Origin of the sequence: Syntrophotalea carbinolica DSM 2380, assembly GCF_000012885.1 — a bacterium.
GTDB lineage: Bacteria > Desulfobacterota > Desulfuromonadia > Desulfuromonadales > Syntrophotaleaceae > Syntrophotalea > Syntrophotalea carbinolica.
Genome location: NC_007498.2, coordinates 2452634 through 2466486, shown reverse-complemented (window position 1 = coordinate 2466486; position 13853 = coordinate 2452634). Strand labels below are relative to the sequence as shown.

General features: G+C 55.8%; 13 protein-coding genes. 2 read left to right on the top strand and 11 right to left on the bottom strand.

Annotation, left to right across the window (positions count from 1 at the left end):
- Nucleotides 1-26: 26 nt before the first annotated feature.
- Together PCAR_RS11605 and PCAR_RS11600 are read left to right on the top strand one after the other, a co-directional pair.
- A complete protein-coding gene (locus PCAR_RS11605) occupies nt 27-1334 on the top strand; it encodes a phenylacetate--CoA ligase family protein (RefSeq protein WP_011341868.1) in 1308 nt (435 codons plus the stop codon).
- Nucleotides 1335-1624: 290 nt separating this feature from the next.
- A complete protein-coding gene (locus PCAR_RS11600) occupies nt 1625-2383 on the top strand; it encodes a hypothetical protein (RefSeq protein WP_148204338.1) in 759 nt (252 codons plus the stop codon).
- 61 nt (nt 2384-2444) lie between these two features.
- On the opposite strand, the gene PCAR_RS11595 is transcribed toward PCAR_RS11600, so the two are convergent.
- The 11 genes from PCAR_RS11595 to PCAR_RS11545 all read right to left on the bottom strand — a co-directional run bounded on the left by PCAR_RS11595 (nt 2445) and on the right by PCAR_RS11545 (nt 13751).
- On the bottom strand, nt 2445-4007 hold the full coding sequence (locus PCAR_RS11595; protein WP_052643412.1) for a phospholipase D family protein: 1563 nt from the start codon (nt 4005-4007) through the stop codon (nt 2445-2447).
- A gap of 53 nt (nt 4008-4060) precedes the next feature.
- Complete coding sequence (locus tag PCAR_RS11590) at nt 4061-4903, bottom strand: GNAT family N-acetyltransferase (RefSeq protein WP_011341865.1); 843 nt, start codon at nt 4901-4903, stop codon at nt 4061-4063.
- Between the two features lie 44 nt (nt 4904-4947).
- Nucleotides 4948-5457, bottom strand: coding sequence for a ferritin-like domain-containing protein (locus PCAR_RS11585; RefSeq protein WP_011341864.1), 510 nt, complete (start codon nt 5455-5457; stop codon nt 4948-4950).
- A gap of 108 nt (nt 5458-5565) precedes the next feature.
- The gene (gene nifV, locus PCAR_RS11580) at nt 5566-6768 is read right to left on the bottom strand and encodes a homocitrate synthase (protein ID WP_011341863.1); all 1203 of its coding nucleotides are present in this window, start codon (nt 6766-6768) and stop codon (nt 5566-5568) included.
- 386 nt (nt 6769-7154) lie between these two features.
- Nucleotides 7155-8210 carry a molybdenum ABC transporter ATP-binding protein gene (gene modC / locus PCAR_RS11575; RefSeq protein ID WP_011341862.1) on the bottom strand — a complete coding sequence of 352 codons (1056 nt, stop codon included), beginning with the start codon at nt 8208-8210 and terminating at the stop codon, nt 7155-7157.
- Complete coding sequence (gene modB / locus PCAR_RS11570) at nt 8207-8896, bottom strand: molybdate ABC transporter permease subunit (protein ID WP_011341861.1); 690 nt, start codon at nt 8894-8896, stop codon at nt 8207-8209. Before modB ends, modC begins: the two co-directional genes overlap by 4 nt.
- A 26-nt stretch (nt 8897-8922) precedes the next feature.
- Complete coding sequence (locus PCAR_RS11565; RefSeq protein WP_011341860.1) at nt 8923-9816, bottom strand: radical SAM protein; 894 nt, start codon at nt 9814-9816, stop codon at nt 8923-8925.
- Between the two features lie 453 nt (nt 9817-10269).
- Nucleotides 10270-11325 carry an ATP-binding cassette domain-containing protein gene (locus PCAR_RS11560; protein ID WP_011341859.1) on the bottom strand — a complete coding sequence of 352 codons (1056 nt, stop codon included), beginning with the start codon at nt 11323-11325 and terminating at the stop codon, nt 10270-10272.
- A complete protein-coding gene (locus PCAR_RS11555) occupies nt 11322-12008 on the bottom strand; it encodes a GTP-binding protein (RefSeq protein ID WP_011341858.1) in 687 nt (228 codons plus the stop codon). Before PCAR_RS11555 ends, PCAR_RS11560 begins: the two co-directional genes overlap by 4 nt.
- Complete coding sequence (locus tag PCAR_RS11550) at nt 12005-13234, bottom strand: ABC transporter substrate-binding protein (RefSeq protein ID WP_011341857.1); 1230 nt, start codon at nt 13232-13234, stop codon at nt 12005-12007. Before PCAR_RS11550 ends, PCAR_RS11555 begins: the two co-directional genes overlap by 4 nt.
- Nucleotides 13235-13403: 169 nt before the next feature.
- On the bottom strand, nt 13404-13751 hold the full coding sequence (locus PCAR_RS11545; RefSeq protein ID WP_011341856.1) for a NifB/NifX family molybdenum-iron cluster-binding protein: 348 nt from the start codon (nt 13749-13751) through the stop codon (nt 13404-13406).
- Nucleotides 13752-13853 lie beyond the last annotated feature (102 nt).

The following is a 13853-nucleotide window of genomic DNA, read 5'->3' as shown; positions in this document are numbered from 1 at the left end:
TGTCGCAACGAAAGAATGAAAACCTTATGACCCAGAATTTCATGCCGGATTTTCAGGACGAGCAAGCTCTGCAGGCCCATCAACTCAAGGGCTTGCAATGGACGGTTAAACACGCTTATCAGGGCTCGGATTTTTATCGTAATCAAATGGATCACGTCGGAATTTCTCCGGCGGATATCTGCAGTCTGGCCGATCTGGAACGGCTGCCCTTTACCACTGCCGACGACCTGCGTGCCGGTTACCCGTTTCCGCTGCGCTGCGTGCCTTTTGAGCAGATCGTGCGGGTGCATGCCAGTTCCGGAACGACAGGTAAACGCAAAGTGTTGTGCTATACCCAGAAGGATCTGGATGACTGGTGTCATTTTTTTGCGCGTTGTTACCAGATGGCCGGCGTGACAGCCGAGGATCGCGTGCAGATTGCGGTCGGCTACGGTGTCTGGACGGCGGGGATGGGGTTCCAGCTGGGGTGCGAAAAGATCGGTGCGCTGGCGGTGCCCATCGGCCCGGGCAATGTCGATCTGCAATGCCAGTTTCTCGTCGATTTTCAGCCGACCGTATTCTGCTGTACCGCTTCCATGGCTTTGCTGATGGCCGAGGAGATCCACCAGCGGGGTATTGCGGATCAGATCAACGTTAAAAAGATCATCTACGGTTCGGAACGCTCCTCGGTGTCCATGCGACAGAAGATTTCACAGCTTTTCGGTGGTGCGGAATTGTTCGATATTACCGGCCTGACCGAACTCTATGGACCCGGTACCGGGATCGAGTGTTCCGATCATGATTGTATTCACTATTGGGGCGATTACTACATCGTGGAGATTGTCGATCCCGAAACCCTGCAACCGGTGCCTGCCGGCGAATGGGGCGAAATGGTCGTCACCACCCTGTGCAAGGAAGCCGCTCCCCTTATCCGCTATCGCACGCGCGACATTACCCGTCTTATTCCCGGACGTTGTTCCTGCGGTTGTGTCCTGCCCCGACATTCGCGGATTCTGGGGCGTTCCGACGATACCTTCATTTTTCGCGGCGTAAATATCTACCCCTCCAGCATCGACAGCGTGATTTCCGCTTTCGACGGCCTGGGTTCCGAATATCAGATTCACCTGTCGCGGGATGAGCAACGAGGTCGCGATTCCCTGAAACTGGTGGTGGAACGCGCACAGCACGGCCGTGGCGACACGGACGCAGTGCTTATCGAAAAACTCCTTCACCAGGTGAAAAAGCAACTTCTCGTCACTCCCGAGGTTGAACTGGTCGCTTACGGCTGTTTGCCTCGTTCTCAAGGTAAGAGCAAGCGCGTGTTCGATGCGCGCATCACGGATCCCATCGTCTGATCCCTTCCTTTCGATGTTTTTCCCGAAGATGTTTCCGGGGGAACTTTTCTTTTAAGTTCCCCCTTTACACTCGGCCGAAGTACCTCACAATAAAAATATATACGTACTTTTGGCGACCGATACGTTCTTTTCAACCCTTGTCGGCCGCTGCTTGCCTTGTTAATGAAAGGTGCTGTGCCATGCCTCGTTGCCGGTCCTTTCTATGTCGCCTGCTCGCGTTTTGTCTGGCTTGCTTGTGGATGATCATGCCGGGTGGATGTGCGTCTGGACCTTTCGGAAATGATCCGGCCTTGAATTTGCCGGCCTATGATCTGCATGTACGCCTGCAACATCAGAAAATAGCCCTTCTGGCCTACTCCGGAGATCAGTCCAGGGTTTTGGATTTGCCGGTGGAAAGTCGCACCGGTGGTGCATTGTACGGAGCCGGTGAAGGTTTCGTGACGGTACTCGGTGGTTTTGGCGGCGGTTCATGCGAAGGGGCGGGATGCGGGGTTGTGGTTTTGTTTATACTCGGTCTTGCCGTGGTCGGCGGGGTGGTCGGCGCCGTGACCGGTGCTATCTCAGCACCGTCCAAACAACAGTTCCGGCATATGGACAAAACCCTTTTCGCTGCGCTCAATAATGAAATGCATAAAGATCTTGCCCGCAAAATCGAAGCGGAATCCTTGGCGGATCAAAGGGTCGATCTGCGTATCGTCACCGCAACGGATCCTGCACACGAACACCAAGCCGGTTACCCGGCCATCCGGCAACTCGGTTACGACAGTGTTCTGGATCTGCAGATCACCCGAATCGAATTTAAAGGCGCTGCAGGCAAAGATCCCGAGTTGATCCTCAATCTGGAAGTTGAAGCCAGGCTTGTCGAGTTTAACGGCTCGGCCGAACCCTACCAGCGCACCTTTACCTATGCCAGCCATCCTGCGCCTTTTTCCTGGTGGATATCGGGAGATGGCCTCAAGACGCAGAGGGCTTTAGGTAACGGTATCACGGCCTTGGCTCGGCAGATTTTTCAGGGGATCTTTATCCGGTTTGGACCTGTACGGCAGTAGATTTTCGTTGTAGGCGAGTCGATCCGGGGCTGAGCCTTTATAAAAACCGCACGATTGCGTATTATAGCAGATCCTCCGGAGCGAATACGGCCATCAGGGCGTTTTTGAGATGTTGCCACCATGTGGTCAACGGCTCCTGGTGGTAGGTGCGTTTTTTGCCATCCTCTTCCGTTTGCCACACCAGTCTTTGTCTGTTTTTTCCCCATGGCTCCAATTGCAGTCGATAACTGTTTTGCGGTTGCGTGTAGCGTGCGAACAACGCGGCCAGTTGTTTTGCAAGCTCCGGGCTTTCCACCAGGATGCCGATTTCAGAATTCAGGGTGGCGGATCGCGGATCGTGATTGAAAGAGCCGACGAAAACCATTTTTCGATCGATGACGTAGGCCTTGGCATGCATGCAGGCCTGGGAGGCGCCTGCGAAGGCGGAACGTTTTTTTCGTTGGGTAAACGGTGGGGGAAATGTCGGTTTGAATTCGTACAAATCGACCTGTTCCGTCAATAAGCGCCGACGGTAACGGTTGTAGCCGGCCTGTACGATCTTAAGGTCGGTGGCGGCGTAGGAATTGGTCAGTACTTTCACCCGGATGCCGTTTTGTCTGAGGTGGCGAAACAGACCCATGCCTTGTTTGCCGGGGATGAAGTAGGGTGAGATGATCAGCAGTTCGGATTCGGCTTTTTGAAACAGGCCGTAAATGCGATCGAAATCCAGACTTGCACAATCCGGTTGGTCGGGAACGAGTTTACAGGGGAAATCTGCCAGCAGGCGGCCTTTGGCCCATGTCAAGGGTACCTCCGTGACCTCGCTGTCGGCAAGATGCTGCAGGTAGGCATGCACATCGGTGCGCTGTTTGTGCTTTTTCAGAATCTGGCGCAAATCCCGAAGTGGTTTTTCGTCGGCGGGTCGTTCGGTCAGGGCCGATACCGGTAACGATTGTTTGTAATTCCAGTAGGAGTCAAAACTTGTGGAAAGTTGAGGTACCACGGGCCCGATAGCCAACAGATCGATATCGCGCAAGTCGAGGCGCGGGTGAACCTCAAAATATTCATCACCGAGATTACGCCCGCCGATGATGGCCACCGTATTATCCACAACGAAGAGTTTGTTGTGCATCCGCCGCTGAACCCGGCTGAAATCCCAAAGCGCCTCGAACATGCGGCCCAGAAGCAACGAGTGACGGTATAAAAAGGGATTGATAATTCGCAGTTCTACATTGGGATGGGTGTCAAGACTGTCCAGCGGGGTGCCGCTTTGTTCGTAATGCAGATCGTCGATGAGGATACGCACCCGCACGCCGCGATCCGCGGCGGCCAGCAGGTGGTCGATAAGGATCAGACCGCTGAGGTCGCTACGCAGGATATAATACTGCAGGTCGATGGTTTTTTGGGCCTGATCCACCAAATCCAGACGCGTCGACAGGGCTTCCAGGCCGCTGTCGATAAGCCTGAATCCCGACAGACCGGCGTGTTCGGCCACGATCGGAGCGTACTGCTTTGCCAGGCGGGTATCGGCGGCAGTGTGCAGCGCCCGCGTGAAGGGGCGGTCGATGACAGATGGATCGATGATCGTACATCCGCTCAGCAGCGATACATAGAGGCCAAGCAGACAGGTAAGATAAGGTCTCATCGCCAATAGTATAGCGCACCCCTCCTATTTTGCAGGGGGATAGCGCGTATCGATCAGCCGAGGCTGCCGAGGCTGGCGAGGGACACGGCCTTTTCCGGCGAAGTGGTGGGGCGCCCAGCGGCAACCATCAAAGCGCAGTCGCCGCTGCGCGTAAAGCCGCATTCTTCCAGCATCGCACCGGCTCCCGAGGATTCCAGGATATCCACGTACAATGTGCCGCCGCCACTGGCCCGTGTAGCCGCAAGAATGATAGCGACATGCTCCTTGGCCGTATCTTCCATGGCGAGCCAGGGACCAAGTACCTTGACGGCACCGTAATTTTGCACCAGGGCGATGCTTTTACCTGCCTGGATGATCTCCCCACCGGTGGCAAGGTATTGCAGTACCAGGCGACGATCCGTGTTCCAGGCTTGCTGGTCGGCTTTTAACAGCGTGTCGAGGTCCGTGTCGAGAGAAGGCGTGTAATTATGGTAATGCGCAGGAATGTACATCTGCCAGCGTTCCACCCTGTCGCATTCCTGAAAACCTCGTGATGCGTAAAGAGGTTTGCCTTGATCCGAGGCGGTAAGCCAGATACTGTCGATGCCGGTTTGACGGATTTTTTCGCAGACCCGGTCAAAGAGGTGCCGGCCAAGACCTTTGCCGCGCATTTCGGGGGCGATAATCAGATTGCCGATCCAGGCGAAATCGGGGTAAGGGACAGCCGTAACGAATCCGCAAGTCTGATCATCCTGTCGCAAGGCAAAGGCCCACCCGGCCAGAGGTCCCCTGAAAAGAGCGGTTTCCGGCGGAAGAACCTGCCATCCTTCATCCTGTGCCCAGAAAAAGAAAGCACCCCAATCATGAATTGCAGGCCGTAGGATGGTCAGCGGTGCCTTGATAACGGTGTCGGCCACGAGTTTTGTCCTTTTCTCTGACACGCTTTTTCGGCTGGAAGCGGTCAGCCGATCTGGCGACCAAACTGATAGAATTCTTCCCGATTGCTGAACTCGGCATCCGCCAGAAATTCGTTGGGTGCGTTGACGAATTCATAGAATTCTTCGACCATGGAGCAGTCGTATTGCTCCTGGTCGATCAATTGCTGTAACAGGTTTTTCATGGCACTGCTCGATGCGAGCTTCTTCAGTTCGAGATAAAAGTCGGCAGTCGTCGATTCCAGTTCCAGAATGGTGCGTACGGATGCTTCGAGATCCTCCCGGTTTTCGCCGCAGGGCATTGCCAGCAAGCTCTTCAGGAGCGACTCCGCCAGGTTACGCAGGGTCTGGGAGTCATCGGTGGGACAGGCACTGCTGCCGGTTAAAGCATTCAGCGTGTGATAGCGGGTCTGATGATCGACGGCCAGGTCGGTGATGAGCGCTCGCAGGCTGGAAACCCTGGTCTGGCGGGCGAGGTCGCTGTAAAGGTCGGAAACGTTTTTCTCCAGTTTCTTAGCTACGGTAAAAGCGTTCATGTTTCACTCCTTGCCGATAGATGTTATCGATGGTCCTCCTTGTCGCCAGATCATGCCGGCAGTCACATGCCGGATATCATTATGGATCGGCGTTTTGGGCAGCCCTGGTCAGGCCTCGGCTGCTTTTTTCAAAACAGGAGCAGATTGTTCGGGTATCGCTTCACCGGTTGGCTGAGAAGCTTGCGCCAGTGATCGATACAACCCCTCCAGTTCGGCATCCTCAACGGGGCGTTTTCGTCGCTGCGAGATGGCCCGGATACGCCGCAATAGAGTGGACAGACAGATGTCGCCGGGGTCGAGGCCAAGGCCTTTCACGCGAGCTGCAAGACCGTGTCTGCCCGTATGCTTACCCAGTACCAGCAAGCGACTCGATCCCACCTCGTGGGGTTCGAACGGTTCATAGTTACGGGGATCTTTCAGGACTCCATCCACATGCAATCCCGATTCATGGGCAAAAACGCGTTCTCCGACCACTGGTTTCCAGGCGGGTACCGGTCGGTTACTGGCCGCACCGACATAACGCGAAATTTCCACAAAACGACTGGTGTCGATGGGACATTTTACGCCGCAGGCATGTTTGAGCCCCATGACCACTTCTTCAAGAGCGGCATTGCCGGCCCGTTCGCCGAGTCCGTTGACCGTGGTGTTGATAAAACGGGCACCGGCGCGAACCCCGGCTATGGCATTGGCGGTGGCCATACCGAGGTCGTTATGCGTATGCACCTCGATATCCAGGTCAACGCGTTGAGTCAGGTAGCGTATTTTTTCGAAGGTAACGAAGGGATCGAGCAGCCCGAGGGTGTCGCAGAAACGAAACCGGTCGGCTCCCATGCTGCGTGCCAGTTCCATCAACTCAACCAAAAAGTCGAGATCGGCACGACTGGCGTCTTCGCCGCCGATGGAAACGTACAGATCATGTTGCTTGGCAAAACCGAGGGCCCGTTTGAGCTGCTCACGTACCCAATGACGGTCTTTACGCAGTTTGTGGCGGATATGGAGATCGGAAACCGACAGGGATATATCGACGGCATTGACGCCGCACTGCAAAGAAGCTCGGATGTCGTCCACCAGGGCGCGGTTCCAGGTGATTAATCTGGCATGCAGCCCCAGGTCGACCAGAGCTTTGACGCTGCGTTGCTCTTCACGCCCCATGGCCGGGATGCCACATTCGAGTTCCTGTACGCCGATGTCGTCCAGCATGCGTGCGATGGTCTTTTTTTCTTCCAGGGAAAAGACCACGCCGGCTGTCTGTTCGCCGTCCCGCAGAGTGGTGTCGTCAATAATAATGTCGGGCAGCTTATCGGTATGCATGGCGCCTCGTTTCTGTTCAGGGTGGAGATAACGTCAATGTCAGTGGCATCATTGCCTGTTCCGGCGCCGTTGCTGGAAGGATATTTATTGTCGTTGCAACGGCTATACCATTTTGTAAGTTGCTGAATTCTGGTGATAAGTGGCGTCTTTTGGAAGGTTTTTGCCAATAAATGAGGCAGCGGGAATGTTATTCAGATGCTTTTTGAAGCAGCCATGGAAATCAGTGTTTACAATCGCAGGAGTTTTTTATTGCAGAGCAAGCGGAGTACATAGAAAGATTCGACAGGTGTTGCCGGGAGAAGGGCACTTTAGCTCTAAGGCCATGATCGGAGTGGTTGAAGTCCTTTGCGATCTCCGCGTGCTCTGCGGTGAGAATTAGCCGCATTTTAGTACACCCGACGGAAAGCATCGGCCTTGATGGAGGCAAAAATTTCCGTGCCCGGCGCTATGCCGAGTTCCTCAACGGCCGGTTGTACGATGGTTGCCACCAGGCGTTGCCCTTTGCAGTTCAGTTCAATGCCGACGCGCTGGTCGAGGTCGAACAGGTTGCTGACCGTACCTTGCAGAAGGTTGCGGGCGCTGATCGATTCGGGGTGCCGCCGAAACAAAACGATGTCCTTGGAGGCCAGGGTAAACAAGGCTTCGTTGTCGGCGGCGTTGTGGGTCAGGACCAAGGTGTTGTCGCCCCAGGGATATGCCCATAAATGATCCCTTGGGGTAGGCTCCTGCAGGGCAAAAAAATTCAGATAGCCCAGAGGACAGTCTTTCATTCTCAGGCGGGCCAGGGTTTCAGGGGAGGTCTGAGAGACCAGGTTGCCCTTTTCGAAAACCAGCACCTCATCGACCAGCATGCGCATTTCGTTCATGGAGTGGGATACGTACACCAGGGGGATATCGTATCGTTCCAAAACATCTTTAAGATAGGGGATGATCTGGTATTTAAGTTTTTCATCCAGGCCGCTCAACGGTTCATCCATCAGCAGCAGATGAGGATTGGCGAGCACCCCTCTGGCCAGGGCCACCCGTTGGCGTTCTCCACCGGAAAGGTCGTTTGCGGAGCGCTTCAGCAGATGGCTGATATCGAGTACCCGGCATAATTCGTCAGGGTCGATCGTTCTGTCCATAGCGGGGATGCGCCGGTAGCCGTACAGCAGGTTGCCTTCGACATTCAGATGCGGGAACAAATGGCTGTGTTGAAACACCACGGCGATGCGGCGCTTTTGAGGTGGTACACAGATACGTCGGACGGAATCAAACAGAACCCGCTCAGCAAAACGCAGGACTCCGGAATCGGGGCTTACCAATCCGGCCAACAGGTTGACCAGGGTTGATTTGCCGCTGCCTGAGCGACCAAAGATTCCGAGCCTTTTGCTGTCGGTGTGGAAGGCGACATCAAATTCAAAGCCGTCGAATTTCTTTTGCAGTGCCAGGTTGAGGTTCATGCTTTGCTCCTGCGTGCCAGGGCTTTGATCAAGGTTTCGCTGCACAGCAGAACCCCGAGGGATAATCCGATCGACAGCAGGCACAATGCCAGCGCCCCGTGATCGCCACCGGGGGTGTTGACGTAATCGTAGATGGCCAGCGGGATAGTCTGGGTCAGGCCGGGAATGTTGCCGGCCAGTACGATGGTGGCGCCGAACTCGCCCAGGCTGCGTGCGAACATCAGCGTTGCGCCGGCCAGGACCGCACGGCCCGACAACGGTAGCACGATGGTCAAAAGAATGTCGTACCAGGGGGCGCCGAGGGTTCGGGCGGCATGGAGCAGCTTTTCGTCGATATCCTCCAGCCCGATGCGGATGGCCCGTACCAGCAGGGGGAAACCGACTACCAGTGAGGCGATGACCGCAGCCCACCAGGTAAAGATGATGCGGATGCCGGCAGAGCGCATAAAGGCACCGAGGGGACCGTTTTCTCCCAGCAACAACAGCAGCAGATAGCCGACCACCACCGGCGGCAGAACCATAGGCAGGTGCAGCACCCCTTCCAGCAGTGCCTTGCCGCGAAAGCGCCCGTAAGCCAGCAGGCTTGCCGCGAGGAAGCCTGCCGGGAGCGCCAGCAGCGTCGCGGTCAAGGCAACTTTGGCGGAAAGCAGCACAGCCTGGTAATCGGTGGCGGTCAGATCAAACATGTCGGTAGCGTAATCCCTGATAATTATTAGTTGAAAAAGCTTGATGTAACAGATTCAGGGGCTGCGTCCAGGATCGACACATCGATGTCCTGCCCGAGAACACCGGCAGCATCGGCACGGCACTGTTTGCAGTGGCGGGACTGCGGCAGAATTTTCTCGGCGAGGTCTCGCACCACGGCCATCTGTGCATCGCTCGGTACCGGATTGTCGCGGAAAGCGCCCTGGGCGATAAGCGGCAGAATATTCATGATGCTGGCACCGAGTTTTTTGGCGATCTTGGCCAGAGGCAGGGTTTCATGATCATTCACGCCCGGGATGTAGACGTTATTGACCTTAACCAGCATGCCGGCACGGGCCGCAGCCTGGATACCGGCCATCTGGGCATCGATCAGGGCGGATGCTCCCTTTTGCCCACGCATTACCGTGCCGTTGACGTTGACCCACTGGTAAACCTTGGCACCGGTTTCCGGAGTGATGGCATTCATGGTTACGGTGATACTGCCAACGCCGATTTCGAGCAAAGTCTCCAAACGCTGGGGCAGCACCAGACCGTTGGTGGAGAGGCACAGTTGCAGGTCGGGATACGCTTCCTTAACCAATCTAAGGGTTTCGAAGGTTTTTTCATTGGCAAGCGGGTCGCCGGGACCGGCGATGCCGACAACCTTTAATTTGGAACCGACGTCCGGGTGTGCCAGCAGAGCCTTGACCCGATGCAGCGCCTGACTCGGGGAGAGCACCCGGCTGGTAACGCCGGGACGGTTTTCGTTGGCGCAATCGAAGCGGCGTTCGCAGAACCCGCAGCTGATATTGCACCCCGGTGCCACAGGCAGGTGAATGCGGGCATTATTTTGATGCCCGGCACCGAAGCATGGGTGGCCGGCAGCAGGGCGATTGTTTCCGGAGCAAGGTTTGGCAGACATGGTACATCTCCTTTCGACTTCGCCAAGGTTTCCAGGTGAAACTGGCGAAAAAAGATAAAAAAAGGCCCAGGCGGGAAATCCCACCGGGCCTCGTTGCCGTTTCTCAGCCAGGCACGCCATTGTGCCCCGTTGCTGTCGGGATAGTTCTATTGCATCGCCTGTGCCAAACAAAAAAAAGCCCAGAAACACAGGCTTTTCGGTTGAGACCCTGCCTGCGCGGAGCGCAATCGGACAAAGGTTGTCTAAAAAGCAGGCAGTCGCAAGACGTGGGGTAAAACGGTGTTGGAAGATGGGGAAAGGAGTTGAAAAGCAGTGACTGGTGACTGGTGACTGGTGATTGGTGACTGGTGATTGGTGACTGGTGATTGGTGATTGGTGATTGGTGATTGGTGATTGGTCGAAGCTTCTATTCCATCTGCTTTGGTTTGGAAAGGAGGTGGTTCTGCTTTTGCCTTATTCCATAGCGGACTGCTGGGCGTTGCACAGGCAATCCGATAGAAAATCTTCCAGATCGAAATCGAGGCGCTGTCCGTGGCGTACCCGGTCGCGCAGTTCGGCAAATTTGCGATCGAAGCTGTTCAGTTTGTGCAGCAGGGCTCGTTCGGCGTCGCTGGTGTCGATAATATCGGCAATCCCGCCATTGCGGATGACCAGGCGGCGTTGTCCCAGCAACGCCAGTAAGGGGTCGTGGGTGGCCAACAGCACGATTTTTTCCTGTTTGACCAGCAGATCCAGAGCCTGGCGGCGATCGACGCCGGCATTTTCGATTTCGTCGATGAGCACGATGGGGGATGCACTGAGGCACGCAACATCGGCGATCATCAGCGCTCGAGACTGTCCGCCGGAAAGGGCCGTGACCGGGGTGTCGAGTTGAAAAGGCTCTCCCGCCAGCAGCACGGCGGTGGAAAAGATCTGTTCGACAGCGGAGTCGATGTCATCCACCAGGCGGCTTTCGGCGTGCAGGGAAAGAAATTCGCGAACGGAGACGTCCATGACGAAATTCATGTTCTGGGACAACTGTGCGACCAGACGTTGCTCACCGCCAAGCCAAAGGCTGTCATCGGGTGATTGGCCGTCCAGAAGCACCCGCCGTGCCGAGGGGGTATCGCCCTGGGCCAGGCATTCGACATCGGCCAGTAAACGGCTTTTGCCGGATCCGGTGGGACCGACGACACTTACCACGTCGCCGGGACGCAGTTCCAGCCGGATATTCTCAGGATGTCCGTCCTTATCCCGACCGCCGCACAAGGTAATGTTTTGCACCGAGGGAGCACCGTCGGTGCGGAGTTTTTCCATCTGGGCGATAAAGGCTTGAAGACGCGGTGCCAGTTCCTCGCGCGACAGTCCCAGGTTGTCGAGACGTTCCTGGGATATGGAGGCAAAAAATGTATCTACCGCGTCATGTCTGGAGGCACTGGGTAACCCTAACAAGGTGAAGAAATCTTTGGCATAAGGGTGCTGCGTCAACAGCTGAGCGATGGTGGTGTGGATCAACGAATCGTTTGTCATGAGAAATCCATGGTTTTGATGTTGCCGATCTGACAATCGGGGCCGATCCGAGTTTCGCCGAGACAATAGGAACAGAGCGCTGCCGGCATGGAAAAGCGCAGCCGTACGCCCTCCAGCGCGTGGGTATCGGGCGCGGTGCGCAGATGTCTGTGCAGCATCAGGCTGCCTTGCCCGGTAAGACCGTTGACCGGCAGAACCGCTCCGCGAGGGTTGACCTGCTTAACGCGAAAGGCGAAGACCTCGCGCTCGGCCTGGGAAACGACATCCCCCTTGGTGATGACGACCACATCGGCGGTTTTGAGCATCGGGCCGATTTTTGCCGGGGTGTGTACCCCGCTCAGATTGTCTACCACACATACGGCCAGCACATCGCGAATATGCGGCGAACAGCGATTGCACAAGCCGGCGCTTTCGCAGATCAATAGATCGAATCCATTGCGCTGCCCCCAGCGTACCCCTTCTTCGATGTTGGCGACAAAAAAGTGATCGGGACACAACCCGCCGGCCAGGCCGAGTTTGACAGGGATGCCGGCTTTGTCATAACGAAGTTCGTCCTCGCTGGACAGGCAGTCGAATTTGATCACCCCCAGTTTCAGGTCGTCCTTCGATAACTCCTGTGCAAGACGCAGAATCACCGAGGTTTTACCGCAGGATGGCGGCCCGGCTACGGTTACCAGTTTCATGGTTGCCCCTTGCGAACGGCCGGAAGGAAGATCTCATCGATGGCTGCGTTGACTTCGGCCAGGTCGTTGTGACGTAAATAATCCCAGCCCAGCCACTTGAGCCGGGCGCCCGGTGGCAGGGTGTTGGTGACATCGGGGTGCGGCGATGGGAACCAAGCTCCGGCAAAGACTTTGGCCAGTTCGGCGCCGGTAAGAAAGTCGGTAACGGTTTTGAGCTGGGCCGCGCGCTGTTTTTTCACCAACATGGTAACCGGGCTGATCAATCCGCCTTCTTCGGGCCAGATGATACGCACCTTATCGGGACGGGCGATTTTATGCGCAAAGAAATCAGGCATGACATACAGCGCTGCGCCCTCGGGGCGGTCGGCCCCGGCTTCCTTGACCATCTGTGCCGGATGTTGTCCACGCAGCACGTTATGGGCCAGGGCTGTCATAGCGGAAGTGCCGTGGTCCTTGAAAAAGGGCAATAAAACGGCGTGGCAGAAAAACTGGGAGTCGCCGCGCAGGGTGATACTGCGACGCCACATGGGATCGAGCAGGTCGGACCATCGGGTGGGCAGAGGGCGGTCGCCGACCCGCTCCAGATCCGCCACAATAATCAACGGATTGACCGTCAGCATGGTGAACTGGCCAAGCGGATCCAGGATGTCGGTATCGTCAAAAGCGGTGTTTAAACTGGACGGAAAAACATCGGTAAAATAGCCTTCATCGATGAAGCGTTTGCGGAACCGACGATAGAAAAAAGCATTGAAATCGGAAGAGACGATGATGTCCGGAAGTTCATCGAGGCTTTCGATCTGATCGACAAACTTGTAGTAGGACAGCTCCTGGTTGACGTTGCCTTCCACCGCATAGGTTACAGGGGCAGAGGCATGGCTATGGTAGTCCTGGAAAAAACGTGTTGCGGCTTTGGCAAAGGGGACTTTCAGGCCGCAAGGGAGTAATCCCAGCAGACTTAATCGGCTGCCGTCGGTGATTTCGTGCAGACCGGGAGCTTCCAGCGGGGTTTTCTGTTGCAGGGCCTGGTGGAGGCTGTTTAAAAACAGGTCAAGGGCAATGCCGCGAGTGCGCAGAGCGGTGCCGAGGGTTAAAAAAGGCGCCAGCAGGCGCATGGCATCTTCCCCGACCAGTTCTTCGAGTCCGTAAGCGGCGAATACGCTGAGGCATTCAGGATAGGCTTCCACCAATTCAGCGATGCGCATTTCAGGATGAATCTTCGATGACATGATAACTCTCCGGGGAAAAGGTAAGCAAGCTGGCCGAAACGCGTGGCGTATTTTGAATGCGGCGCTTATTCGAGCCCGGTCGGGCAGCAGATGGTCACAGCGCAGGGGGGATCTTTTTAGAACCGTCGGCATTTAAACATACCGGCAGAGTCTCTGAGAGGAAAAACCTTCAGGCGGCCGGATGATCCGACAGTTGTTTAACGGCCAAGGGCAGAGCCGTTGCTACGGGACCGCTGATCTCGACATGCGCGATACCGACTTCGGCAAGTGCGTTTCGCGGGGTGTCGCCGATACGTACGCTGACCACGGCATCACAACCGCGTAAGGCGTCGGCAATGCCTTTAAACCGCGACTCGTGAAATTTATGTGTGGGGTCGGCGTTGCAGTATTTTTCGACACCGACAAAATCATCCTGACGGATGCCATCGTCATCCACTTCGTAAATGTAAAAAGCATTAGCCTGTCCGAAGTGCAGGTCGACGGTGTAACCATCTATGGAGGCGACGGCGAGGCGCATGATTGGATACTCCTTGGTTCATACGGCTAAAAATGTTGATCCAAATCGGGATCGCTATCAGTTGCGAAACATTTATGCGGTGGAGGCTGACACCTTGGGGAA